The organism is Bacteroides sp. (assembly GCF_019417265.1).
Classification (GTDB): domain Bacteria; phylum Bacteroidota; class Bacteroidia; order Bacteroidales; family Bacteroidaceae; genus Phocaeicola.
In genome coordinates this window covers 125,578-150,506 of record NZ_DXVR01000001.1, presented here as the reverse complement: position 1 = coordinate 150,506, position 24,929 = coordinate 125,578, and the positions used below count along the sequence as shown (strand labels likewise).

Below are 24,929 nucleotides of genomic sequence, written 5' to 3'. Positions count from 1 at the left end.
CTAATTTATTCCCGATGGACAGAGTAGATATTATAAAACAGCCTATTATACATGAATTAGAAGCTTTCAGAGAGCTATTTATATCATCATTGAAAAGTGACAATCCACTTCTTGACAATGTTCTTTCATATATAAAGAATAGAAGTGGAAAGATGATGAGGCCCATATTGGTTATGCTTATAGCCAAGACATATGGTATAATTGATGATTCTGTAAGACACGTTGCTCTGTCGCTTGAACTTCTTCATACAGCGAGTCTGGTTCACGATGATGTGGTGGACGAAAGCAGTGAGCGAAGAGGACAGCAGTCTGTAAATGCTGTTTACAATAACAAACTGTCTGTGTTGGTAGGTGATTATATCCTGGCAACCTGTCTGAAACATGCATCCTTGACAGGAAACATCAAGCTTGTGGAATTAGTTTCCAATCTCGGTCAGGAGCTTTCGTTGGGTGAGGTTATTCAGCTCGCCAACTTGTCAAACAAACAATTTTCTGAAGATGATTATTTCAATGTTATACGCAGAAAAACCGCTGCATTGTTTACTGCTGCTGCAGAATGTGGAGCGGTAGCTGTAGGTGCTTCTGAAAAAGACGCGAAAAGCGCAGCTGCTTTTGGAGAGATGCTCGGTATAGCCTTCCAGATAAAGGATGACATATTCGATTATTATGACGACGATGCCATAGGAAAACCTACCGGAAATGATATGGCTGAAGGTAAACTGACTCTCCCTGCTATATACGTCCTGAATAAGATGAAAGATAAGGCTCTCAATGATGTTGCATTACGAATCAGAGGAATGGAGGCTACGAAGGATGAAATAGGCTCTTTTGTTGAAACGGTAAAAAAAGAGGGTGGGATAGAGTATGCTGAAAAGGTAATGCGCGATTATCGCGACAAGGCTCTATCCGTATTGCCGGAGTATATGCCGCAAGATATCAGAGATGCTCTGACGGCTTATATAGATTATGTAATAGACAGGAAAAAATAATAAAAAAGGACGGTCACCCGTCCTTTTTTAATGCCCGTATATCAAGGTTAGAACAACTTGATATCCTCTCCTTGAATTTCAGAAAGCAGAAGATTTGCAATGCGGCTTGTACCGATTCGGAACAGTCCTTCGTTCAGCCATTCTTCACCTAACACCTCTTTTGCTATAGTGTAATACTTCAGTGCATCTTCCACAGTGTTTATTCCTCCGGCAGCCTTAAAACCTATTTTAATGCCTGTTTCGAGGAAGTATTCCTTAATAGCCTTACACATTACGAAAGCCGCTTCCGAAGTTGCTCCTACGCTTTCTTTTCCGGTAGAAGTCTTGATGAAATCCGCACCGGCATACATAGTCAGAATGGCAGCCTTCTTTATGTTTGAAGCACTTCCCAATACACCTGTTTCAAGAATGACTTTCAGTGTCTTTTCTCCGCATACAGCCTTCAGCTCCTCTATCTCATCGCACATCCCTTCATAATCTCCGCTAAGGAATTTGCCTACAGGCATTACGATGTCTATCTCGTCGGCACCTGCATGTATTGCCATGGCTGTTTCAGCTACTTTAACTTCAGTGAATGTCTGTGATGACGGGAAGCCTCCTGAAACGCATGCTATCTTGACGTCGTCCGCTTCAAGAGCATCGTTCACGATTTCTGCCATATTAGGGTAGACACAGATGGCGGCTACGTTTTTCAGGTCAGGATATTTGTCAACAAACTCATTAACTTTCTCTGTGAATTTAAGTATGCTTTCTTCGCTGTCTGTACATTTCAGACTTGTAAGGTCTACGCTGTTTAATAAAAATTTCTTTACATCTTTTGTATTGTTCTCATGAAGATATTTATTCAGAATATTATCCGTAGCGTATGTTATTTCATCGTCCTTTATGGCGGTGTTATACTTGTTCAGTGCCTCTGTATATTTATCGCTTGTAGGCATCTCATGTTCATGCTCGTGGTCATGTTCCTGTTCAAAATCGTAGATGTTTTCTTCGTTGTAACTCATAAGCATTATAGTTTTGGATTGTTTTTATGTCTGTCTTTATCTCTGGAAGTTTTCTTTTCGATGTTCTTCTTGAATGCTTCAGTAAGGTTCACGCCTGTCTGGTTTGCCAGGCAGAGCAGTACCCATAATACATCGGCCATTTCGTCTGCCGGATCCTGGTTTTCGCCTTCTTTGAACGACTGGTCGCCGTATTTTCTTGACATCACTCTGGCCAGTTCTCCAACCTCTTCGGTAAGAACCGCCATATTGGTAAGCTCGCTGAAGTATCTCACTCCGTATTCCTTTATCCAGTTGTCAACTGTTTTCTGGGCTTCATCAAGTGTCATAAACTATTCCTTATTTTTTGAATCTATCCATATTGTAACAGGACCGTTGTTAAGCAGCTCTACTTTCATGTCTGCCCCGAATTCACCTGTGCCAACTTCTTTACCCAATGCCTTGCTTACTTCGCAGCAGAAGTATTCATAGAGTGGGATAGCGGTCTCATGTCCGGCAGCTCTTATGTACGACGGTCTGTTTCCTTTTTTAGTAGAAGCCATCAGGGTGAATTGGCTTACGATTAGAATCTCACCGTTTATGTCCATGATAGATTTGTTCATCACTCCGTTCTCATCGTCGAACACTCTCAGTCCGATAACCTTTTTGCACAGCCAGTCGGCATCCTCTTTCGTGTCAGCTTCCTCTATACCTACAAGTATCATGAAACCTTCCTTTATTGCCGATTTGCACACACCGTTTATGGTTACGGATGCATAGCTTACTCTCTGTATAACTAGTCTCATATTCTGATAAAATTATTCCTTGTTTAATTCCTCTTTTACGGCCTTAGCTGAGGCTTCTCCTACTACTTTGGATAATTCCTCTATGCTGGCTTCCTTTATTCGCCTGACGCTCTTAAAAGCCTTCAGAAGCGCCGTTTTCTTTTTCTCTCCGATACCCTTGATATTATCAAGTGCAGATGCTATCTGGCTCTTGCTTCTCTTGTCGCGATGGAAGGTGATGGCAAACCTGTGTACCTCGTCCTGGATGTTTTCAAGCAGATGGAATAGGGGAGTTCCCTGTTTTATTCCTATGGTCTGAGGTGGAAATCCTGCAAGTACTTCAGATGTCCTGTGGCGGTTGTCTTTTGCCAGTCCAACGATTGGTATATTCAGGTGAAGTTCGTCTTCTATCACTTGTCTTACAACTTCCATCTGGCCTTTACCGCCATCTGTTAGAATAACGTCCGGTAATTCTCCCTGCTCGTCCAATATACGTGTGTATCTTCGTCTGACCACCTCCTGCATTGAAGCGTAATCGTCCGGTCCTTCCACAGTCTTTATTATGTATTTTCTGTAGTCCTTTTTGCTTGGTTTTGCTTTCTTGAAAACCACGCAGGCGGCTACTGCATCCGACCCCTGAATGTTCGAATTGTCGAAACATTCTATGTGGACAGGCATTTTCTCCAGATGAAGCTGCTCCTGGATTTCCTTCATTAGTCTTACGCTTCTTTGTTCCGGATTAAGCTTTTCTGCCTGTTTCAGGCGGTCTACCTTATACTGTTTTACGTTTAGTATGGACAGTTCTAGAAGATGCTTTTTGTCACCTCTCTGCGGTACTGTGAATGTTACACCATTCATCTCCATATCCAGTTCGAACGGAACGATTATTTCCTTCGATTTGCTCTGGTATCTTTCGCGCATTTCCACAATACCCAACTGCAGAAGCTCCTCTTTCGTTTCGTTCATCCGCACTTTATATTCGAATGTGAAGGCCTGGTTGATACATCCGTTCGTGATGTGCAGATAGTTGATATATGCCACACCCTCGTCGGTTTCTATAGAGAATACATCAATATTATGCAGCACAGAACTTACCACCTCGCTCTTCGATCTGTAGCTTTCCACAAGGTCGTATTTCAGCTTTATCTTATGAGCCTCTTCAAACTTAAGTTCGCTTGCCAGCTTCTGCATCTCGTCCATCAGCTTATCGCTTATGATTCGCGTATTGCCTTTCAGAATCTCTTTTATCTCTGCTATCTGCTTCATGTATTCTTCATGGCTTTGAAGTCCTATGCATGGTCCTTTGCAATTCTTGATATGATATTCCAGGCAAACCTTGAACTTACCCTGCGATATGTTTTCCGGCGTAAGAGCCAGATGACAGGTGCGCAGATTGTATAGCTTCTTTATCAGTTCCAATACGGCCATCATCGAAGGAACATGACTGTACGGACCGAAGTATGTACCTTCTTTTCTGATTATCTTCCGTGTCTTGAAAACACGTGGAAAATACTCGTTGCTGATACAGATGGAAGGGTAACTCTTGTCGTCTTTAAGCAGAACGTTGTATCGTGGCTTGTATTTCTTGATAAGGTTATTTTCCAGCAGTAATGCATCCTCTTCAGAATTTACCACGATGTATTTTATATCCGCAATCTTGCTTACCAGAATCCTTGTCTTTGCAGATTGGTGTTCCTTGGCAAAATACGAATATACACGCCTCTTAAGATTCTTTGCCTTGCCCACATAAATGATGGTACCTTCCGTATTCAGGTATTGATAAATCCCCGGACTGTCCGGCAGGTTCAGGACAATTCCCCTAAGATAGTCGCTCGTTTTAAGTTCCTCTTTCGAATCCATTATTGCTGAAAAATGATTTAGAGTTCAAGTATCGTTGTAACATCAACATCAGAAGGGAAGGCCTTTCTTCCGTTAAGGTCTTTCAGCTCTATAACGAAGTTGATGTATGTTTCTTTTGCTCCGGCTTTCTTTACCAGTCTGTGTGTGGCAGCCATGGTTCCACCTGTAGCAAGAAGGTCATCGTGAAGCAGTACCACATCGTCTTCGCTGATGGCATCCTTGTGAAGCTGGATAGTATCAGTTCCGTACTCCTTTTCGTAAGTCTCTTCTATAACCTCTGCAGGAAGTTTTCCCGGTTTGCGGGCCATGATAAATCCGGCACCAAGTCTTGCAGCCAAGGCACCGCCAAGGATAAATCCTCTTGACTCTATGCCTATCACTTTAGTGATGCCTTTATCCTTGTACATCTCGTACAGTTCGTCTATCAGACCGCTAAGGCACTCGCTGTTTTTGAATAGGGTAGTAACGTCGTAGAACAGTATTCCCGGTTTTGGGAAATCAGGAATCTCACGAAGGTTCTTTCTTAAAGTTTCTTTGTTCATTGATTTGGGTTTTATTTGTTCATGCCTTAAAGTTTTACGTTAACCACGCTTTATGCCTTAAGGCGTTTTCCTTTATTTTCAATGCTTTATGGGTGTTCCTTAAATAAATTGTTTCACGTGAAACATAGCTTTTATCGTCCCATTAGTACTAGTAATACATTGATGTCGCTAGGGGAAATACCCGGTATTCGGCTTGCCTGTGCCAATGTTTCAGGGTCTATCTTCTTTAGCTTCTGTCTTGCCTCGGTTGACAGTGACTGGAGAGTATCATAGTCGAACTTGCCTTTTATCTTGATTGATTCCAGACGGTGTATCTTGTCGGCTATCATTCTCTCACGGTCGATGTATCCCTTGTATTTTATCTGTACTTCGGCAGCCTCGATAATATCTTCCTTGCGGTCTTCTATTCTGTCGAGTACAGCCTTGAATGCCGGCACAAGAGGTGCGATATTTTCTATCGTAATCTGTGGGCGGCTTATCAGGTCTATTAGCTTACATCCGTGAGCCAGTCTTGCAGTTCCTAACGCTTCCAGACCATCGTTTATCTTGTCGGCCTTGATAGAGTAGGTCTTGGTGAATTCCACTATCTTCTCTATCTCTTCACGCTTCTTACAGAGGATGCCGTATCTATCCTGTTTTGCAAGTCCGAGCTTATAAGCTTTTTCTGTAAGTCTGAAGTCGGCATCATCCTGTCTCAGCAAGATTCTGTATTCGGCTCTTGAAGTAAACATACGGTATGGTTCGTCCACACCTTTTGTCACAAGGTCGTCTATCAGTACGCCGATATAAGCTTCGTCTCTTCCCAATACGAAAGGCTCTCCGCCATGACAGTTGATATGAGCGTTTATACCTGCAATGATACCCTGACCGCCTGCTTCCTCGTAACCGGTAGTACCGTTCACCTGACCTGCAAAGAACAGGTTCTTGACGATTTTTGATTCGAGCGTATGCTTGAGTTGGGTAGGGTCGAAGTAGTCGTATTCTATTGCATATCCCGAGCGGTAAAGCACTACATCCTTGAAGCAAGGAATCTTCTTCAGGGCCTCAAACTGGATTTCCATAGGTAGGGAAGAGGAGAACCCGTTGAGGTAGAGTTCCTGGGTAGTTTCTCCTTCCGGTTCCAGGAAAAGCTGGTGTTGCGGTTTGTCCGGGAAAGTTACTATTTTCGTTTCTATACTCGGGCAGTAGCGAGGGCCGATACTCTGGATTTGTCCGTTGTAAAGAGGGGAGTCCGCCAGTCCGTTTCTCAGTGTGGCATGAACCTCTTCGTTAGTAAGACAAGTCCAGCATTGAAGTTGTTTAAGCTGTCTTGGCTCGCTTATGAATGAAAATCTGTGGAAATCATTCTCGCCGTCCTGAGTTTCCATCAGGTCGAAGTGTACGCTTCTTGCGTCTATTCTCACCGGTGTACCTGTTTTCATTCTTCCGGCAGTGATGCCATGTCTGGTTATAGACTCAGTAAGATGATAAGAGGCAGGCTCTGCGCAACGTCCTCCGGCGAGCATCTTGCGTCCTATGTGCATAAGTCCGTTGAGGAACGTACCCGCTGTGAGAACAATACATTTGGCATAGAATGTCACACCCCAGCAAGTGGTCAGTCCTTTAACTTCCCCGTTCTCGATTATAAGTTCTTCCACTGTGTCCTGCCATATATGCAGGTTAGGAATGTTCTCAAGAATCTCTCTCCATGCCCATATGAATTTGCCTCTGTCGCACTGCGCGCGAGGGCTCCACATGGCAGGACCTTTCGAGCGGTTCAGCATGCGGAACTGTATGGCAGTCTTGTCTGTCACCAATCCCATGTATCCGCCCAAAGCGTCAATCTCTCTTACTATCTGTCCCTTTGCAATACCACCTACCGCAGGGTTGCAGCTCATCTGTGCAATCTTGTTCATGTCCATTGTTATCAGACATGTCTTGGACCCAAGATTGGCTGCTGCCGCAGCAGCTTCACAACCTGCATGACCGGCACCGATTACAATAACGTCGTACTTAAATTCCATTGAATTATGATGTTTGTTACTGGTTGCAAAATTAGTGAAAATTATCGTTGTTTTTCCCCTTGCAAATATCATTTAACAAAGTAGGGCGAGAATTTCTCGCCCTACCTGTTTTCGTTCTAATTATTTCATTTCCTTAAGCATATCCAGTGCCTTGTTCTCGGCCGCTTCCATTATCTCTCTTTCTCCCGGTCCCTTGTCGTTTATTCCGCACAGGTGCAGGATTCCGTGGATAATAACGCGGTTCAGTTCCGTATCGTATTCCGCACCGAACTGTTCGGCATTCGTCCTTACTGTGTCAAGGCTGATAAACAGGTCGCCTGATATTCGCTTGCCTTCGCAATAGTCGAAAGTGATGATGTCAGTGTAATAATCATGTTGCAGATACTGTCTGTTCACCTCCAGAATCTTCTCGTCCGAGCAGAAGATGTAGGCAATCTCTCCCACGCGCAAACCGTACGAGGCGGCTACTGCCTTTATCCATTCTGTAGTTTCTCTTTTTTTGATGTCGGGCATTTCAACCCCGTCTGTCTGATAAGTTATCATATGTCGTTTTTTTATTTATAGAATCCTTTTTTTTGCGTGTCTGAACGCCTCAAAAAAAACGCCTCGTCATTTCATTCAAAATGCTTCGTCGTTTTTATTAAAATGACGAAGCGTTTTATCCGAAGAATAAATAGCATATAAATATGGCTGAAATTATTCCTGCCAAGTCTGCCAATAATCCGCAAGGAACAGCATGTCTTGTCTTGCTTATTCCTACACTTCCGAAATAAACGGCAAGGATATAGAAAGTGGTATCTGTAGAGCCTTGGAAGATACAAGCCATACGTCCTACGAACGAATCTGCACCGTATGTTGTCATTGCATCAACCATGAGTCCGCGGGCCCCGCTTCCGCTCAATGGCTTCATAATAGCAGTAGGCAGTGCCGCTACAAACTCGCTGTCTATTCCGCACCAGCCGACCAATGTGGCTACTCCGTTGATGATATAATCCATGCTTCCCGAAGCGCGGAACACCCCTATCGCTACAAGTATGGCTACCAGATATGGTATGATTCTTACGGCTGTGGTAAATCCTTCTTTCGCACCCTCAACAAACGCATCGTAAACATTTACTTTCTTGCGTATTCCTGCAAGAATAAAACCGATAATAATCAGAAACAGGAATACATTTGCAGTCGTAGTGGAATATACGTCAATCATCTCTCTTGAAAGCGTGGTGAAAAAATATATTATACCTGCTATGAACAGGCTGGCTCCACCAAGAAACAGCAGTATAGTTCTGTTCAGAAGATTGATTTTCTGATAAACGCTTACTGCGATAATGCCTGCCAGGGTTGAAAAGAACGTAGCAAGCAGTATCGGCACGAACACATCTGTAGGCTGTGCGGCTCCAAGTTGCGCTCTGTAAACCATTATGCTTATCGGAATAATGGTAAGTCCGGAGGTGTTCAGTACGAGGAACATTATCATCGGATTGCTTGCAGTGTCCTTTTTTGTGTTCAGCTCCTGAAGTCCTTCCATAGCTTTCAGTCCTAACGGAGTGGCGGCATTGTCCAGTCCCAGCATATTGGCTGCAAGATTCATGAATATACTTCCTGTCACAGGATGTCCTTTGGGTATATCGGGAAACAGCTTCGTGAACAGCGGACTCAGTACCCTTGAGAACATATTTATCACTCCCCCAAGTTCCCCTATTTTCATAATACCGAGCCATAAAGACAACACCCCTGTCAGTCCCAGTGAGATGTCGAACGCAGTCTTAGCTGAGTCAAAAGTCGAATTGATGATAGCCGGAAAAACGCCTGTGTCGCCCATAAAGACAAGTCTTACTGCTGCCACTACGAATGCGATAAGGAAAAATGCTATCCAGATGTAGTTCAATACCATAAATCGTTTGTAGTTTTTTTTGTTATAAGTCCGTTAGAAAAATCTTTTACAAAAATAAGTATTTTAATCAGAAAAAGATAATTTTGCCGTTACTTAAACTCGCAAACTTAAAAACTTACAAACTCAAAAATATATGTTCAAGTTTAAATATTTACGTTGGACTCTGCTCCTGCTGCTCTTTCTGTTTGTAATTCTCTCGTCGCTGAATGTCGGTGTCGCAGAGTTTTATTCACGTAGTATTTATCCGTCATTGTCATATGTGCTTTCTGCATTATCATCCGTTGTGCCGTTTTCTCTTGATGAGGTAGGTATATTTTTGATGATATTGTCGGTCGTAGTATTTCCGTTTGTATGGCGGATACGCAGAAAACAGAAATGGAAAACGGTTCTATTGCGTGAGGCAGAAATATTTTTATGGATATACGTGTGGTTTTATATCGGTTGGGGAATAAATTATTATCGTGAGAGTTTTTTCACAAGAGCCGGTGTCTCTCCTGCTAAATACGATGAACATCGTTTTAAAGATTTTCTGTATTCATATACCGACAGTCTGAACAGATACTGTTGCAATATTGATACCGTATCTGCAGAGCATGTTCATGAGGAGATAAAATTATCTTACAAAAAAGTGCCTGATGTCTATGGGCTTACCACTCCCCGTTCGTATCAGCATCCAAAGACACTGCTTTTCAATTCCCTTTATTCCGGTTCCGGAGTTCTCGGATTTATGGGACCGTTCTTTGCCGAGTCGCATATCAATATGCAGATTACTCCATTGGAATATCCATTTACATATGCTCACGAACTTTCCCATCTCTTGGGAATAAGCAGCGAGGCGGAAGCAAACCTTTGGGCATACCAGACTTGTCTTCTTTCTTCCGATGCAGAGATTAAGTACAGTGGTTATTTCGGTCTCTTTCCATATGTGCTGATGAATGCGCGAGGTTTGTTGAACGAGGAGGATTATAAAAACTGGATTTCCTTTGTCCGACCGGAAGTGATAAAACAGTATAAGGAGAAGCGCGAGCATTGGTCCTCTCTCTATAGTCCGTTGCTTGGCGAAATTCAGTCGGCAATGTATGAATTCTATCTGAAGGGTAACAGAATTTCGTCCGGACAGAAAAATTATGCCGAGGTTATCGGTCTTTTGTTGTCGTTGCCCGATGAAGGTATAAAAATGCTTGCTGAGAATTGAAAAAATCGGGTATCTGTACGTGGTGACTCTGATTTTTTAATTCTCGCAAGCCTGTCAATAGCTGTATTATATACTATTTTATAGCATTTTATTAATAAAATATTCGTAATACAGCACTATATGTAACATAAGTATTAAGAATGTTTGCGCGTGGCTGTCTTTTTGATATTATCTGTTTGGGGATAATTATTGGCAATCCGGAGAAAAATCCAGATTCAGCCTTCCGGTTGCCCTTAAATACTCGGTTTCATAAATTTTATACTGTGTTTGTGCTTCGATGAGATTGCTTTTCGCCTGTTTCCACTGCGACTGTGCATCGAGCAAGTCAGTAAGCAATGCCATCGAAACATTGTATTTGTTATTGGTAACTCTCAAATTCTCCTCCGCCTGTTTAAGTCCAACTTCTGCTGTCCTGATAAGTTGGAATCCGTCGTAAACATTTTTCAGAGCGCTTTGAGCTTCCAAAGTCATAAGCCGTGAGTTCCTGCTTAATTCCAGTTCTGCATTCTTGAAATCAAGCTTTGCTTTTTTCACTTTCTTCAGATTTGCACCCCACTCGAATATCGGAATATTCAAAGACAACATTACAGCCCCTAACCCATCGCGGAATTCCTGCGAGTACGGCATCATGGTTCCGTTGCCTGCGTCAACCATACTGTTAAGCTTGATATTGCCGTAATATGTATATCCTGCTACAAGTCCTACTGTCGGCAGCATGTTTGCACGCGACATCTGTATCTGCTTTTGAGTAGCATCCATTTGATGCTTGAGTAGATTGAGTTCAGGTCGTCCGTTAATATCCGCTGTCAGAAGTCCCGGCTCATTAACGTGTATCGTTGTGTCGGTAAGTTCAAGTTCTGCATTTGAGTCAATGCCGGTAATTCTGCATAGTGACATGCGGCATAAGTCCTCTCCGTTCTTAGCCTTCTGTATCTGGTATAAAATGTCACTCCTGCTTGCCTCTATCCTCAGAAGCTCATTCTCTGTGCTCAGCCCTGCCCCGACAGCGGTTTTCACTTGAGAATACAGCGACTCCATCTGTTCTTTATAACTGTCCAGCATTTTTACCTTTTGTCTGACGGCAATCAGTGTCCAGTAAGCATTGTCGGCTTCTACCAGCACGTCCATCATTGTCATCCTTTTCTGTTCGGCTGCTATAGACTCTCCCAGTTTTGAGAGTTTCTTTCCTGTCATTATCTTCCCTCCTGCATACAGTGGTTGAGTAAGGGTTATTCCTGCCATATACATTCCTCGCATTCTGAGGTCCATACCCATCATGTCCATATCCGGAAATACGTATGTTCCAGTGGCTGAAGCCTCAAATTTCGGAAGGAAAGCCGAAGTCGCTATTTTATTGTCCAGTTGCGACTGCTGGTATTTATGTTCAGTCTGTTGCAGAGATTCGCTTTGCGCTAAAGCCATTTCCCGGCATGAAGCCAGGCTTAGCTTTATTGTTTCCTGTGCTTTTACGTTTATATTCTGGATAAACATAAAAACAGTTGTTGTAAATAATATTTGAAAAAGTCTGTTTATCATTTTTATAAAGATTGATGTATGTGATTAAGCTTTCTTTATATTGAAAAGTACCGTATAGAAGATAGGCAACAATATCAATGTGATAAGTGTACCTGCTGCCAATCCTCCCATTATGGTGATAGCCATTGAGCTATACATCGGGTCGGTAATGAGAGGTATCATACCTACAATTGTGGTAAGTGATGCCATCAATACCGGGCGAACTCTGGATACGGTAGCTTCGATTACTGCTGTATATGGCAGTTTCTTTTCTTCTGTCTGCAGTCTGTTAATTTCGTCCACAAGTACAATCGCATTCTTGACCATCATACCTATCAGCCCCATCATACCTATAATTGCCATAAATGTCATAGGCTGGTTTGTTATCAATAACGAAGGAACGATACCGCAAAATACGAACGGGAAGCATATCAGAATGAGTATAACCTTTTTCCAACTGTTGAACAGCAACAGAAGTATGGCAAGTATAATGAAGATGGTAATAGGTACATATTTCATTAGGTTGCTGATAGCTTCTCCCTGTATTTCTCCTTCGCCTACCCATCTCATGCTGTATCCTGCCGGTAAGTCAATAGCTTCAATCTCCTCTTTTATTGATTCCACTACTTTTGCCGGTGTGGCTTCGTCAATTTCTGAGTTAGGGTCACATTCTGCCTCTATAACCCTTTGTCCGTTTAGGCGCATAACGATGTCTTCATCCCATTCCATAGTTATTTCTTCAGCGACACGGCTTAGAGGAGTTGCACGGAATATCTTGTCCTGCAGCTCGCTCATCCCTTTCCCTCCTGCAATGGCCGAGTTAAGCTCGTCATTAGACAGATGAAGGTTCATCATGCTCCATACAGGAATATCATTCAAATCGTCTATACGGCTTCCGTCTTCGTTTCTGACAAGCATGTTTACCACGATAGTCTTGTCCTGATCATTGATTGCCCCTACAGGCATTCCGTCTGTGGCAGCCATAAGGGCATTGGCAATATCACTTCTTCCTACTCCTGAACGCAGCGCATCCTGTTGTAAATATTTTGTGACGTACGATTTACCGTATGGCTTCCAGTTGTTTTGTACGGAATACGGGTCAACGTACTCGCATTTTCTCATTATATCCTCTGCCTTGCTGCTCAATTCTTTCAGCACGGCAGGGTCCGGTCCGGCGAATTCCACCTCTACAGTATGTGATGTGGAGATTGAGAAATTATACTTCCTGCAACGTAAGTATGCGTCAGGATATTTTTCTCTCAATTCACGTCTTACTTCGGGTATCTGTTTCACTACCGTATTATAGTCTTTGCAGTCGATAATCAGTTCACCGTAACAGTCGCCTCCGGATGTCATCGGTCTGACAAGACAATAATGTGCAGGTGCGCTTCCCTGACTGACAGCAATTCTTTCTATATCCTTGCGTTCGGACAACAGATTGCTCATCTCCAGAAGTTTGTTCCGTACCACATCCGGACTGGTGGCGGAAGGGAAAAAGCATTCCACTACATACTGTTTATAGTCGAAATCAGGGAAAAACAGATTTTTGACTTTGTTCATTCCGGCAAAACACAATATAAGTATTGCAAATGCAACTCCTATGGCCGTTTTTTTGTATTCTATAAGTCGTGATATAGTGCCACGTACAAACTTGTGTACAGGTGAATTCATTACTGTTTTATTACCATTTTCGGCAGTATGTTCCCTTGCCGGCAACCATATCTTTGCGCATACAGGTACTTGCACAAGAGCCAGTATCCAGCTTGCCAGAAGGCTTACGCATAATACCAGGAACAGGTCGCCTGAATACTCTCCTGCCGAGTCAGGCGACAGATAGACACACAGAAATGTGGACGCAGCAATGATGGTGGCACCGAGCAGTGGCATGGCTGTGTTCTGCCCTATTCTGTAGAGGTAGTTCTTTGGCGCAAGTCCTCGTTTTTTGTCAATAAGAATACCGTCCATTATAACCACAGCATTGTCCACAAGCATACCCATAGCCACTATGAATGCTCCCAATGATATTCGTTGAAGTGTGGTTCCGCATACCAACAGTATAGGGAAAGATACGGCTACTGTAAGTATCAGACCGAATCCGATAATAAGACCGCTACGGAACCCCATAGTGAATATCAGTACCAGTATTACTATGGCTACTGATTCCACCAGATTCCACATGAAAGAAGAAATGGCATCCTCCACTTTATCAGGCTGGAAAAATATCTTCTCTGTGTTCATTCCCACCGGGATATTCTTCATTACTTCATCAAGACGCTTATCGACAGCCTTTCCTACGTCAGGTACTATGGCCGACGATTCCATTGCTATACAGATTGCGAGCGCCGGCTTGCCGTTGACGAAGAAACCGTTCCTTTGAGGCTCGGAGTATGTCCTTTCTATTTTGGCTATATCTCCTAATCTTAAAGTTTTGCCGTCAGTAGTCTGTATCAGAAGATTCCTGATGTCGTTTTCATCCTTGCTTTCCGAGTCCACATAAATAGGAATAAGCTCGTTTCCGCTCTGATATTTTCCGGCATTTACAGTCTTGAATGCTCCCTGCAAAGTGGACATGATTTGTGTAGGTATCACTCCGTTTCTTGAAATCTGTTCTTTTGACAGAGTGATATTTATTACCTCGTCACGGTTTCCTACAATATTTATTCGTTTAACGCCTTTTACGCCGGACAGTTCACGCTTTATCATTTTGGCGTATTTGTACATTTCAGGATAATCATATCCGTCGGCGGTAAATGCGTAGAAGATACCGTAAACGTCCATCATGTCGTCTATCACTATAGGGTCATAACATCCCTGTGGAAGTCTGGATGATGCATCGTTTACCTTGCGGCGTAGCAGGTCGAAATGCTGTTCCAGATCTTTGGTAAGGACGGTCATCTGGAATTCCACCGTAAACATTGCCATTCCGTTTCTGCATTCGGTCTTTATCTTGTTTACGTCAGGCAGTGCCCGCAATTCCTCTTCCATCATCAGAGCTACTTTAAACTCCGTTTCGTGTGCGCTTGCTCCCGGATATGGTACTATGACCATAGCCTGCTTTGCTGAGACTGCCGGGTCTTCAAGCTTAGGCATCTGGATGAAGGAAAGTATTCCGGCAATTATTATAGCTGTTACGAACGACCAGAATTGCATTGGCCGTTTCATAAAGTATTCTGTAATTCTTATCATATCAGTCCTCCGACATTACTTTTTTCAGGTTGCTCTATGACAGTTACTTTCTCTCCTTCCTGTAGTGAGTTTACACCTGCACGTACAATCTTTTCTGTTCCGTCAAGGCCTTTTGTTACTACAACCTGTTCTCCTGAAAAGTTATTATCAATGGTTATAATTCTTTTCTCTATTGTGGAATCCTCTTTCAGTACCCATACACATGAGTTGTCACTGCTCTTGAATATCGAACAGGCAGGAATCTTAAATCCATCCTTACTGTCATTCCCTTCATTTATAGTCAGACGTACCTCAATGTTCATTCCGGGAGTAATCTGTCTTTCCGGTTTTTCTCTGAATTTAATGATTAGCTGATATAACTGGTTTCCGTCGGCTTTTGGTGACAGGCTTAAAAAGTCCATAGGATATGTCCGTGATTCTTTTTCCGATGAAACCATACAGTCGTAGCTTGCTACATTGTCAATATTTTTAAAAGTATTTGACGGCAAATCCGTTTTTACTTCCAGGTGCGATACGTCCAGGAAAGTAAACATTGCGGTACCTGCATCAACCATCTCAGCAGGTGAGAAATTTACCGATTGTATGTATCCGTCTTCCGGTGCATACAGTCTGGTATATTCCAGTTTGTTTTTGTTTACCTGCAACTGCACTCCAAGTTGTCTGAATCCGGCAGATGCCTTTTCATAATCATTTGCAGAAACACTTTTCTGTTCAAACAGCTTTCTTGTTCTTGCCACTTCGTCTTTCAGCTGGTCGTATTGTATCTGCAATGCTTCTACACCGAGTTTATAATCCTCGTCGTCAAGTTCGGCAAGTAACTCACCTTTGCTTACATAATCCCCTTCTTTTACGTGAATACTTTTTATCTGTCCGGCAGTTTTAAATCCCAGACTTATTTCATGTGCCTCACGTACAATTCCTGGATAACTTTTGGTTGTTGTTTTACATGATGGCACAGGAGTCGTTATTTCAACACTGTGAATAGGTAAAGATGTTTTTTTCTGTTCGCTGCATGAACACAACAGGCATAGCAGTAATGCCGGCAGACATAGTAATTTTCTTCTTTTCATTATCAATATGCTTTTTATGTTTATAATATGCTTTTTAATGATGCAAAATTGAGTATTTATTTATTCTCTTGCATTATCAAAAAGAACAGTAAATTGGTCTGAAGGATTGAAACATTATGCGTTCACGCTTATTTTTCATATATTTGTTCTTCAAAAGGTACAATATGATTTTAATATGAAGAGTGATAATATTATTTTGCCCCTGAATTTAAGTGATTTGTCGGTACAGCCCGGAGCGCTACATATCGACAATAAGTTCATACTTATTGATAATTTTGATGATATGGGTAATGAGGAAAACACCAAAGGATTGTCATTTGTCAATTACCCTATGAAATTATCTTTTACAATATCTATTCTTATACTTTCCGGAGGAATAAGGGTGAAAATCAATCTGGAAGATTTTGAGGCGCGAGCTGGCGATGCCATTACTGTATTTAAAGGTAATATAGGTGAATTTTGCAGTCTGCTGCCCGATACACGTATGGCTGTAATAGCTTTTTCCGATGATTTTTTCAATGTGGTGAAAAATATTGACACGGCACTTTCCATACAGCAGCATATTTATACCAATCCGGTATTGCATCTTGACAGAGGATTCATTGATGAGGCTTTGGATATATACAAAAGGATGAAATCGAAACTGGCTGAGACCGATAATTTATTTCGCGAAGGTGCTTTGCACGGCTATACCCAGGTTTTGATGTACAACGCCTATAATTATTTCACCAAAATGAAGAATAATGTTGAGGATTCTGCTGAGTATAATAGAAATCAGGAAATCTATAAACGTTTTATGCAGGCAGTACAGAAGAATTATATGAAGGAACGCAGTATAACATTTTATGCTGATGTATTATGTATTTCCCCAAAATATCTTTCTCAGGTTATTAAGAATGTTACTGGAAGACTGGCCGGTGGGTGGATAACGGATTATGTGATTTTGGAGGCAAAAGCATTGTTGAAAAGCAATAAATATACGGTACAGGAGGTGTGTGATATGCTTAATTTTGCCAATCAGTCTTTCTTCGGGAAGTATTTTAAGAGGAAAACAGGTATGTCTCCAAAGGCTTATATGAAGAGTTAAAAATAACGGACAGAATTGTTTTTACGCAATCCTGTCCGTTTCATTATTTTCTGTTCTGTATATGTTATGGCATGAATGCATCCATTATTTCTGTTGGTCTGCCATCCTCTGTAAATGCGCCGAGACGGTATTTGTTAGGTTTGCATTCAGGTTCCCAATAGAATACACCTTTGCAAATGCCATCAGTGCTTTCAATACATTTTGTGATTAACTTTCTCAGCAGTTTGTAACCTTTATTCAGTGTTTCCTTGTTGGCTAAGTTGCCATTATCGTCCGCACATTCCATTCCGGTCTCTACTATCATCACATCACAATTATATCTCTCGTTTACGAGTCTTATATTCTCAATACAATCGTTTATGGTCTTTTCCGGAGTATATTCCGGTTTTTCCATCATTGTCCAGTAAGGATAGATAGACATTCCTATCATGTCCCATTTGCCACCGTTTGCCTTCAGTTCATCGAAGAACCAGCGATACAGTTCTTTGTCGTATCCATTGTCGAGATGCACAATAACTGTAGAACCCGAAAAAACTGATTTTACAGCGTCATATCCGGAGTTAATAAGCTCTGCCAGGTTTTTCCGGTTCATTCTGAATTTTACAGCAGTTGATTTGCTTCCCGACTCTTTTACATCACATTCGCGGATATCATATGAAGCACCGCTTGTTTCCGGATTCTCATCCCAAAGCATACCCGGACGTATCTCATTGCCTACCTGTACCCATTTAGGAGTGATTCCTTCTGCTTTCAACGCTTCAAGAACATCTTTAGTATGGTCTGCCATTGCTGTCTTCAGTTTGTCAAAGCTGAGATTTTTCCATGCCGCAGGCTTATGCTGTTGCCCCGGGTCTGCCCACCAGTCACTGTAATGGAAATCCACCATCAGTTCCATTCCGTTTTCCTTCGCGCGGCGTGCCAGCTTAAGCATATCTTCCTTGCTGCTCCAACCTTCTTTAGGATTAACCCATACACGAAGACGGATAGCATTAAGACCAAGTTCTTTCATCAGTGAAGTACATTCCTTTTCCTCTCCTTTTTTATTGTAGAATTTGTGGCCCTGTGATTCCATTTCTGTAACCCAGCTGATGTCTGCACCCTTATAGAAAGGCTCATAATCTTCTTTTTCTGCCGAATATTCCGTTACAGGTATTTCAAACTCTCCTGTCTTCAATCCCTTGGCCGACGCGCGAAGACGAATCTTGCCGAGTTTCTCTCCTGCTTGTAGTATCACTGTCAGCATTCCGTTGAATGCATGCATCTCCGGTTTGTGGAACAAGTCAAGGCATGTAGGGTCACCATTGGCTGAGGCTCTGTACTTGCCGGCACCATCAACACGGAAGTTCACTAAACGTCCGTCTGTAGGACAGAGATTGCCATCCTTGTCTTCAATACGAAGAGTAACGTAAGCTAAATCTTTACCATCGGCTTTAAGACTTGTGTAGTCTGAAACAAGTTTTATACGGTAAGGCTTTCCTGCGGTATGTAAGGATTTTTCAGCGGCTTTACTACCGTTGCTGTTGTAAGCAATGACTTTTAATTCTCCCGGCTGATATTTCACATTATGCCACATCAGACGGTAGCGGTTCACTACTGTAGAGTCATTCTTTGTCCTTATTCCCTGGCTAACCCCGTTTACGAACAGTTCAGCCGAAGGATAATTGGTATATACGAATACAGGCACGTCCTTTCCTTCATGTCCTTCCCAGTTCCAGTGTGGCAGTATATGCAGAGTTTCAGCATCCTTGTTCCATACACTTTTGTAGAGATAATATCGGTCTTTAGGAATAGACGCAAGGTCAATTATACCGAACATGGAGCTATGGTTAGGCCATGCATCGGTGTCGTATGGGCTTGGTTCGCCAAGATAGTCGAATCCGGTCCATACGAACTGTCCTATAGTCCATTCATGGTCTTCTGCAAGTGCGAAATCTATATCAGGAATGTTTGACCATGAACAGTATTCAAGGTCGTACGAAGAAGACTGGTGGTCATCGTATTTGGCGTCTGCCTTGCTTTCAGCCGGTAATTTATATACTCCTCTTGAACTAACGGTTGAAGATGTCTCAGAGCCTAAAACTATGTTTTGAGGCAGTCTTTCATACGCTTCTTCATAGCGATGTGCACGATAGTTGAATCCCGGGATATCAAGCATAGCTGCAAATCCATTGTTCAGTACACAGCTCACCTGGTCCATACCGCATGTAACAGGGCGTGTAGGGTCTTCCCTATGACAAATATCCTGTAGGAATTTTGCTACTTTATAACCCTCAGGACTACACTGTGTAGGCACTTCATTACCGATACTCCACATCACGACACATGCATTGTTACGATACTGTCTGAGCATGTTTACCATATCTTTTTCAGCCCATTCGTTGAAGAAACGATGATAGCCGTTGTCGCATTTTGCTATGTCCCATTCATCAAAAGGCTCAATCATCATCATAAAGCCCATTTCATCACATAGCCTTACAAGTTCCGGAGCAGGCATATTATGAGCAGTTCTGATAGCATCGCATCCCATATCTTTTAAAAGTCTCAGTTGATGACGCAGAGCAGATACATTTACGGCTGCTCCAAGCGGACCTAAGTCATGGTGATTGCATACTCCCTGAAACTTACGGTGTTTCCCGTTAAGGAAGAAACCCTTGTCGGCTATATACTCTATTGTTCGTATTCCAAATGTTGTGGAATATGTGTCCTGCAGAGTTCCGTCTGCGTAAATCTCTGAAACAGCCTTGTAGAGATTAGGTTCTTCAGGTGACCATAACAATGGATCGTTCACAACAAAATTCTGTGTGAACGGCTGTCCGTGATTTATAAATCCCTGGTTGTTCTTGACGGCAACTACCTTGCCTTCAGGGGAATATATTCTGGTGATTACTGTCAGTTTCTTTTTATCAGCATTTTTAATCTCTGTGCGAAGATTTACAGAAGCGTAATCCTTTCCTACATGAGGTGTAGTAATCTGTGTACCCCATACCGGAACATGTATCTTTTCTGTAGTTATTACATGCACATTTCTGTAAAGTCCGGCACCCGGATACCATCTTGAAGACTGAGGCCTGTTTTCAAGGCGTACGGCAAGAATGTTGTTTTTACCATCCTTGTTAATGAGGCTTGTAACGTCGCAGTGGAATGAGTTATATCCCAAAGGCCAGAAACACGCTTCCTGTCCGTTGACATATACACGAGCCTCACTCATTGCTCCATCGAATACAAGGGTAGTCTGTTTGTCCTTATCTACGTTGAATGTGGCCCTATACCATCCCACACCTACGTATGGCAGTCCTCCTGTACGTCCTGTCTTTACAGAAGCCTGTGTTTCAAAGTTCTGGGTAATGGCTACATTCTGCAAGTCATTGTTTCTGTCGAACGGACCGAATATAGCCCAGTCATGAGGAACTGTTACATTTTCCCATTTGCTGTCATTATAGTCAGATTTCTCTGCTCCTGATGCCTCATCTTTAAAGAATTTCCATCCCTTTTCGAGGGTCTCAATGTTTCTTTGGGCATATGCATTTCCGGAGAATGTTGATACAAGAAAAAGTAATGCAGTGATTAATTTTGTCAGTTTCATTAAGTAAAAGGTTTATTTGGTTATAAAACAGGGTATATGTACGGTAATAACATATACCCTGTAAAAATAATGTTTTTATTTATCTTTTAAAAGCATTCAATGAACTCATAGGGTAGCCTTCATCATTGAACATGCCTTTCTGGTAACCTTCCCATCCGGCATAGCATTGTGGTTCCCATGCGAACACTCCCAGGCATCCTTCAACTGCTTTAGCTTTCGTGATAAAATCTGTATAGAATGCTTCTGCTTCTTCGTAGTTCCATGGAATACCTATTTCACACATCATTACTTTAGTGTTGTATTTGCTTATTAGTGCTTGCATATTGGCTATGCAGTCATCATTCATCTTTTTCCAATCTTTTTTAGCCTCATTATCTCCATCCGGTTCCGGATAAAGTGACATTCCAATAATATCCCACTTAGCGCCATTTTCTTTTAATCCATCGAAAATCCAGTTATATCTGTTGGGATTATTACCTTCATCAATATGTATAATAACTTGTGCGTCTGGATATATTTCTTTTACAGCATTATATCCGCTTTTTACAAGTTCTGCAAAGTTTGCTGTATTCCCGTTTGATGCTTTTCCATCGTTCCAAAGCATACCAGTACGTGTTTCATTTCCAACTTGTACCCATTCTACATCAATTCCTTTATCTTTAAGTGCAGATAATACGTCTTTTGTATGTTCTGATACCGCATTTTTAAGTTCGTCAAAACTATAATTTTGCCATGCTGCCGGCTTTGTCTGATTTCCCGGATCAGCCCACGTATCACTATAGTGGAAGTCAATCATCAGTCTGTATCCTAGATTATGTGCTCTCCATGCTTTGATGATTACATCTTCTTTTGAGCACCATCCTTCTTCAGGGTCAACCCAGACACGCAGTCTTATGGCATTCATTCCGAGTTCACGAAGCAGTTCCATACATTCACGTTCTCTACCTTTTGAATCGTAGAATTTTCTGCCTGATGCTTCCATTTCTGTAAGCCAGCTTACGTCTGCTCCTCTTGCAAATCCAGTCATGTCATAACCACCTGTAGGATCATCTGTTCCTTCTGTTTCAGGAAATGTAGGTTTTTCCTCATTGTTACATGATGTTGTCATGGCTCCGCAAGCTATTGCCAATGCCATGAATATGTATTTAAGTTTTTTCATGATTTTATTCAGTTTATTCGGTTATTTCTTCTGGAAAATCTTCTTGATTATCTGTATAGTTCCATATTCCTTCACTTAAATTTACTGTAATGGTTACGTTTACCGTATTACCGCCATTAAACCACATATCCCATTTATCTTCAGATGATGAGAGTTTAGTGTTGTCGTTGGGGTCACAACCGTACCATACGGAGTTTGTTCTATCAATAATCTGGAAATCAAGTTTATCACCTGAATATGTACCAGTATAGATGCCTTTATCTTTATTTACCAGATTTAATGTCGTTAGAGCTACTTCACTGCCATCATCATTGTAATGTACTACATCAAGAGTCTGAGAATACGATGACGGTATGTCTGTACCTCCAGCTTCAACATATACTTTTCTTTCATTAGGATTTATTAAATCCAGTTTTATAGTACATTCTCCAGCCTCTGGTATTGTTACAGAAATATTTCCTGCGTTGTCAGCAAGTACAAGATTATTGTTTTCATTTGCAAATGCAACGTTTACAGGAATGCCTGCGCCGTCGTTTGTTCCGGTCTCTACATTCCATTGATCACCGTTTCCGGAGATTGTAATGGTCTTTTCTCCTGCCTCAGTAGCGGTGAATGATGCTATCCATAAATTGTTTTCCTTGTCCAAAGTCAGGTTGATAGGGTTTTCACCTAGTCCTGATATAGCTAGAGAAGATATATAAAGTGCATCCCAAGTAGCTTCCTTTGTATTGACATTTACGTAGTAGCAACCAGTCGTTCCCGGGAACCACATATTTTGTCTGTTGTTTCCTGCGTCACTTGTTATGTGGAAAGCTCCTTCATCACCAGCTGTTCCCCACATCAATCCGTTTCCTTCCTTAAGGAAGTAATGATACCATCCGTATGGAGTAAACATGAAACCACTGTATATCCCATTAGCCTCTGGAGAATATAAGATTACACCTGTTTCTCCCAGGTTAGCATTGTCATTGTTAGACTCAACAACTATTCCCGTGTTCATATCTATAACATACGGTGTAATAGCAACTCTTACCACATTACTATAGGCATAAGGTATGTTTTCGCCTGTTGTGCTTCCGAGGCGGAAGAATACATTATTCGCTTCACCGACCTTTGCTCCAAGTTCGTTTACAATAGAGTTAAGTTCACCACCATTGTAAGCTATAGAGTTAGATGTAGTTTCATTTTTGTAAACCTGTCCGGAGAAATCCTCTGACAGTGAAATCTCCATATAGTTTTTTGCTTTTGCAGCTGTTCCTACAGTTGTGTCGCTTATCTGTACATCCTGTTCTTTCCACGCAAACGATAGAACAATTTTTTGTGACATTTCAGATGTTAGAACGACATTGTCTGTAGTAGCTATGAGTTCACCTGAACCTAAACTCTGGAGATAAATTTTGTCTCCATCCTTCTCGCAAGATATTAATGCAAAGATTGATGCGAGGGTTATAAATATTTTATTTAAAGTTTTCATTTTATCCATTACTGTTTAAGGTTAATACTCTTCATTCTTCAGATTTGGATTGGCTGTCAGTTCTGCCGATGGAATAGGATAGTAATTGTATTTACTGTCAACAGAAGTGCCGTTGCTTGATCCTCCTTTGAACTCCCACATATATTCTGCAGTAGTAAAGCGGTTGAAACGTATAAGGTCTGTACGTCTGCTGCATTCCCAGTAAAGCTCACGGGCACGTTCATCAAGGAAGAACTGGAAATTATTTTCTTTAAGGTCTGTTTCTGTTACGTCCTGACTGTTATTGCCGAAAGCACGTCCTCTCAATTCGTTTACATATCCCACTGCAATAGCTATATTTCCATTTCCTCCACGTGCAGTTGCTTCAGCATACATCAGATACACATCTGCTAATCTGAATAATGGATAGTCTGTATTTACCCCTCCTATATCTGTATTTGAGGCTGCTTCTCCATTGTCGTTCAGATTTGTCCATTTTTCAACAAGCCATCCGGTTGAAGCATCTTCCAGAGAGGTTGCTTCTTGTGTCTGTCCGTCTGTGTAGAAACATCCTCTGCTGTCACCGTCTTCAAATAGGCCTGAAACAGCCTGACATATTCTCATTGACCCCCATCCTTTAGTCACTCCGTAATCAGCAGGTTTCTGTGTAGCTGATGTTTGGCTTATAGCCCCGCATACCATATATGTTGATGAACCCCAAGAAATGGTGGTATTTGCATCAACAGGAAGAGTAAAAATTATTTCGTTTGTACGCAGATGATTGTCTGCATTGAAAAGTTTCTTGTAGTCAGATTCCAGTGAATATCCCTGTCCTATAGCACTCTGGCATGCTGCAACGCATTCGTTATATCTTGTTTCGCCAATATAAGTCTTGGCATTCAGATATAGCTTTGCAAGCAGTGTATATGCAGCACCTTTAGATGCACGACCATAAGGACATTCGTCTTTGCTCAGAAGGTCATTTTCTATCGCTTTAAGTTCAGATTCGATATATCCGAACATATCCTTTGCCATATAGCGTGGAGGAATATAGCTTCCCACAGGGTCGTTTTCTGTTACGAAAGGAATGTTTCTGAATAAGTCCATTGCATGGTAGTAGAAAAGGGCACGCATGAAACGGGCTTCTGCACGATAATGTACTATTTCGTTGCGTTCACTTTCTGTGAAACCACTTATCTTCTCGTCTGTTGCATTACGCAGAAACTCGTTGCAGAGAGCAATGTTATAGTATATACGATAGTACATATCTGCTACCCATGGGTCGTTTGCATCCCATGACAGATTACTGATATCAGTCAGATTTTCACCGCTGAGCCATGTATATGCCACTTCATCTGTTCCTACTTCCTGAAGATTGAAATAGCATCGCATATAATCTTCACCACGGTTACTTGAAAGGTCCGGATTTCCGTCTTTCTCCTGGCCTTTGGTTACCATTGATACATATATTTTCCCCAACACGCTTTTATAGTTCTGCAGGCTGGTATATACACTTTCTGAAGTAATTTCTTCATGCGGATACTGGTCAAGGTCGCCTACACACGATGTAGCAAACATTGCGGCAGTACACATTGACAATATGTAGATATATTTTTTCATGATTCTGTATT

Annotated in this window: 17 protein-coding genes and 2 pseudogenes; 3 read left to right on the top strand and 16 right to left on the bottom strand. The window is 41.9% G+C overall.

The genetic code is table 11. From position 1 onward, the window contains the following. Positions 1-14 precede the first annotated feature (14 nt). A complete protein-coding gene (locus QZ379_RS00520) occupies positions 15-989 on the top strand; it encodes a polyprenyl synthetase family protein (RefSeq protein ID WP_291556903.1) in 975 nt (324 codons plus the stop codon). A gap of 47 nt (positions 990-1,036) precedes the next feature. On the opposite strand, the gene deoC is transcribed toward QZ379_RS00520, so the two are convergent. The 8 genes from deoC to QZ379_RS00480 all read right to left on the bottom strand — a co-directional run bounded on the left by deoC (position 1,037) and on the right by QZ379_RS00480 (position 9,050). Further along, positions 1,037-1,927 (bottom strand): deoxyribose-phosphate aldolase, encoded by an 891-nt coding sequence (deoC, locus tag QZ379_RS00515; RefSeq protein ID WP_291556967.1) that lies wholly within the window; start codon positions 1,925-1,927, stop codon positions 1,037-1,039. 71 nt (positions 1,928-1,998) lie between these two features. Next, positions 1,999-2,319 carry a nucleotide pyrophosphohydrolase gene (locus QZ379_RS00510; RefSeq protein WP_154044736.1) on the bottom strand — a complete coding sequence of 107 codons (321 nt, stop codon included), beginning with the start codon at positions 2,317-2,319 and terminating at the stop codon, positions 1,999-2,001. A 3-nt stretch (positions 2,320-2,322) separates the two neighbouring features. Then, positions 2,323-2,775, bottom strand: a complete 453-nt coding sequence (gene dtd / locus QZ379_RS00505; RefSeq protein ID WP_291556895.1) for a D-aminoacyl-tRNA deacylase — start codon at positions 2,773-2,775, stop codon at positions 2,323-2,325. Positions 2,776-2,787: 12 nt separating this feature from the next. Beyond that, entirely contained in the window at positions 2,788-4,614 is a 1,827-nt protein-coding gene (gene uvrC / locus QZ379_RS00500) for an excinuclease ABC subunit UvrC (protein ID WP_291556892.1), read from the bottom strand. Between the two features lie 17 nt (positions 4,615-4,631). Further along, a complete protein-coding gene (locus tag QZ379_RS00495) occupies positions 4,632-5,156 on the bottom strand; it encodes an adenine phosphoribosyltransferase (RefSeq protein ID WP_291556889.1) in 525 nt (174 codons plus the stop codon). A 131-nt stretch (positions 5,157-5,287) separates the two neighbouring features. After that, positions 5,288-7,159 carry a tRNA uridine-5-carboxymethylaminomethyl(34) synthesis enzyme MnmG gene (gene mnmG, locus QZ379_RS00490; protein WP_291556886.1) on the bottom strand — a complete coding sequence of 624 codons (1,872 nt, stop codon included), beginning with the start codon at positions 7,157-7,159 and terminating at the stop codon, positions 5,288-5,290. Between the two features lie 120 nt (positions 7,160-7,279). Continuing rightward, complete coding sequence (gene ybeY / locus QZ379_RS00485; RefSeq protein WP_291556883.1) at positions 7,280-7,702, bottom strand: rRNA maturation RNase YbeY; 423 nt, start codon at positions 7,700-7,702, stop codon at positions 7,280-7,282. Positions 7,703-7,817: 115 nt separating this feature from the next. Beyond that, on the bottom strand, positions 7,818-9,050 hold the full coding sequence (locus QZ379_RS00480; protein ID WP_291556880.1) for a nucleoside recognition domain-containing protein: 1,233 nt from the start codon (positions 9,048-9,050) through the stop codon (positions 7,818-7,820). A 133-nt stretch (positions 9,051-9,183) separates the two neighbouring features. Between QZ379_RS00480 and QZ379_RS00475 the strand changes: the two genes are divergently transcribed. Then, the gene (locus QZ379_RS00475) at positions 9,184-10,245 is read left to right on the top strand and encodes a DUF3810 domain-containing protein (RefSeq protein WP_291556877.1); all 1,062 of its coding nucleotides are present in this window, start codon (positions 9,184-9,186) and stop codon (positions 10,243-10,245) included. A gap of 186 nt (positions 10,246-10,431) precedes the next feature. On the opposite strand, the gene QZ379_RS00470 is transcribed toward QZ379_RS00475, so the two are convergent. The 3 genes from QZ379_RS00470 to QZ379_RS00460 all read right to left on the bottom strand — a co-directional run bounded on the left by QZ379_RS00470 (position 10,432) and on the right by QZ379_RS00460 (position 16,016). Further along, positions 10,432-11,736, bottom strand: coding sequence for a TolC family protein (locus QZ379_RS00470; protein ID WP_291556874.1), 1,305 nt, complete (start codon positions 11,734-11,736; stop codon positions 10,432-10,434). Positions 11,737-11,805: 69 nt separating this feature from the next. After that, on the bottom strand, positions 11,806-14,922 hold the full coding sequence (locus QZ379_RS00465) for an efflux RND transporter permease subunit (protein WP_291556871.1): 3,117 nt from the start codon (positions 14,920-14,922) through the stop codon (positions 11,806-11,808). Between the two features lie 20 nt (positions 14,923-14,942). Beyond that, positions 14,943-16,016, bottom strand: coding sequence for an efflux RND transporter periplasmic adaptor subunit (locus tag QZ379_RS00460; protein ID WP_291556868.1), 1,074 nt, complete (start codon positions 16,014-16,016; stop codon positions 14,943-14,945). Between the two features lie 175 nt (positions 16,017-16,191). Here QZ379_RS00460 and QZ379_RS00455 point away from each other — a divergent pair, with 175 nt between their 5' ends. Then, entirely contained in the window at positions 16,192-17,103 is a 912-nt protein-coding gene (locus tag QZ379_RS00455) for an AraC family transcriptional regulator (protein ID WP_291556865.1), read from the top strand. Between the two features lie 64 nt (positions 17,104-17,167). On the opposite strand, the pseudogene QZ379_RS00450 reads toward QZ379_RS00455, so the two are convergent. The 5 genes and pseudogenes from QZ379_RS00450 to QZ379_RS00430 all read right to left on the bottom strand — a co-directional run. Continuing rightward, positions 17,168-18,196 (bottom strand): annotated as a pseudogene (locus QZ379_RS00450) (glycosyl hydrolase 53 family protein); the annotation flags it as partial. A gap of 69 nt (positions 18,197-18,265) precedes the next feature. After that, positions 18,266-20,686 (bottom strand): annotated as a pseudogene (locus QZ379_RS00445) (glycoside hydrolase family 2 TIM barrel-domain containing protein); the annotation flags it as partial. A gap of 79 nt (positions 20,687-20,765) precedes the next feature. Next, entirely contained in the window at positions 20,766-21,845 is a 1,080-nt protein-coding gene (locus QZ379_RS00440) for a glycosyl hydrolase 53 family protein (protein WP_291556864.1), read from the bottom strand. Between the two features lie 13 nt (positions 21,846-21,858). After that, on the bottom strand, positions 21,859-23,319 hold the full coding sequence (locus QZ379_RS00435) for a DUF5114 domain-containing protein (protein ID WP_291556861.1): 1,461 nt from the start codon (positions 23,317-23,319) through the stop codon (positions 21,859-21,861). Between the two features lie 21 nt (positions 23,320-23,340). Beyond that, positions 23,341-24,918 carry a RagB/SusD family nutrient uptake outer membrane protein gene (locus tag QZ379_RS00430; protein WP_291556858.1) on the bottom strand — a complete coding sequence of 526 codons (1,578 nt, stop codon included), beginning with the start codon at positions 24,916-24,918 and terminating at the stop codon, positions 23,341-23,343. Positions 24,919-24,929 lie beyond the last annotated feature (11 nt).

What these genes read in the sequence shown, in the direction of transcription:
- QZ379_RS00520 (WP_291556903.1), top strand. Translation starts at nt 15, where the DNA reads ATGGACAGAGTAGATATTATAAAACAGCCTATTATACATGAATTAGAA.
- deoC (WP_291556967.1), bottom strand. Translation starts at nt 1,927, where the DNA reads ATGCCTACAAGCGATAAATATACAGAGGCACTGAACAAGTATAACACC.
- QZ379_RS00510 (WP_154044736.1), bottom strand. Translation starts at nt 2,319, where the DNA reads ATGACACTTGATGAAGCCCAGAAAACAGTTGACAACTGGATAAAGGAA.
- dtd (WP_291556895.1), bottom strand. Translation starts at nt 2,775, where the DNA reads ATGAGACTAGTTATACAGAGAGTAAGCTATGCATCCGTAACCATAAAC.
- uvrC (WP_291556892.1), bottom strand. Translation starts at nt 4,614, where the DNA reads ATGGATTCGAAAGAGGAACTTAAAACGAGCGACTATCTTAGGGGAATT.
- QZ379_RS00495 (WP_291556889.1), bottom strand. Translation starts at nt 5,156, where the DNA reads ATGAACAAAGAAACTTTAAGAAAGAACCTTCGTGAGATTCCTGATTTC.
- mnmG (WP_291556886.1), bottom strand. Translation starts at nt 7,159, where the DNA reads ATGGAATTTAAGTACGACGTTATTGTAATCGGTGCCGGTCATGCAGGT.
- ybeY (WP_291556883.1), bottom strand. Translation starts at nt 7,702, where the DNA reads ATGATAACTTATCAGACAGACGGGGTTGAAATGCCCGACATCAAAAAA.
- QZ379_RS00480 (WP_291556880.1), bottom strand. Translation starts at nt 9,050, where the DNA reads ATGGTATTGAACTACATCTGGATAGCATTTTTCCTTATCGCATTCGTA.
- QZ379_RS00475 (WP_291556877.1), top strand. Translation starts at nt 9,184, where the DNA reads ATGTTCAAGTTTAAATATTTACGTTGGACTCTGCTCCTGCTGCTCTTT.
- QZ379_RS00470 (WP_291556874.1), bottom strand. Translation starts at nt 11,736, where the DNA reads ATGTTTATCCAGAATATAAACGTAAAAGCACAGGAAACAATAAAGCTA.
- QZ379_RS00465 (WP_291556871.1), bottom strand. Translation starts at nt 14,922, where the DNA reads ATGAAACGGCCAATGCAATTCTGGTCGTTCGTAACAGCTATAATAATT.
- QZ379_RS00460 (WP_291556868.1), bottom strand. Translation starts at nt 16,016, where the DNA reads ATGAAAAGAAGAAAATTACTATGTCTGCCGGCATTACTGCTATGCCTG.
- QZ379_RS00455 (WP_291556865.1), top strand. Translation starts at nt 16,192, where the DNA reads ATGAAGAGTGATAATATTATTTTGCCCCTGAATTTAAGTGATTTGTCG.
- QZ379_RS00440 (WP_291556864.1), bottom strand. Translation starts at nt 21,845, where the DNA reads ATGAAAAAACTTAAATACATATTCATGGCATTGGCAATAGCTTGCGGA.
- QZ379_RS00435 (WP_291556861.1), bottom strand. Translation starts at nt 23,319, where the DNA reads ATGAAAACTTTAAATAAAATATTTATAACCCTCGCATCAATCTTTGCA.
- QZ379_RS00430 (WP_291556858.1), bottom strand. Translation starts at nt 24,918, where the DNA reads ATGAAAAAATATATCTACATATTGTCAATGTGTACTGCCGCAATGTTT.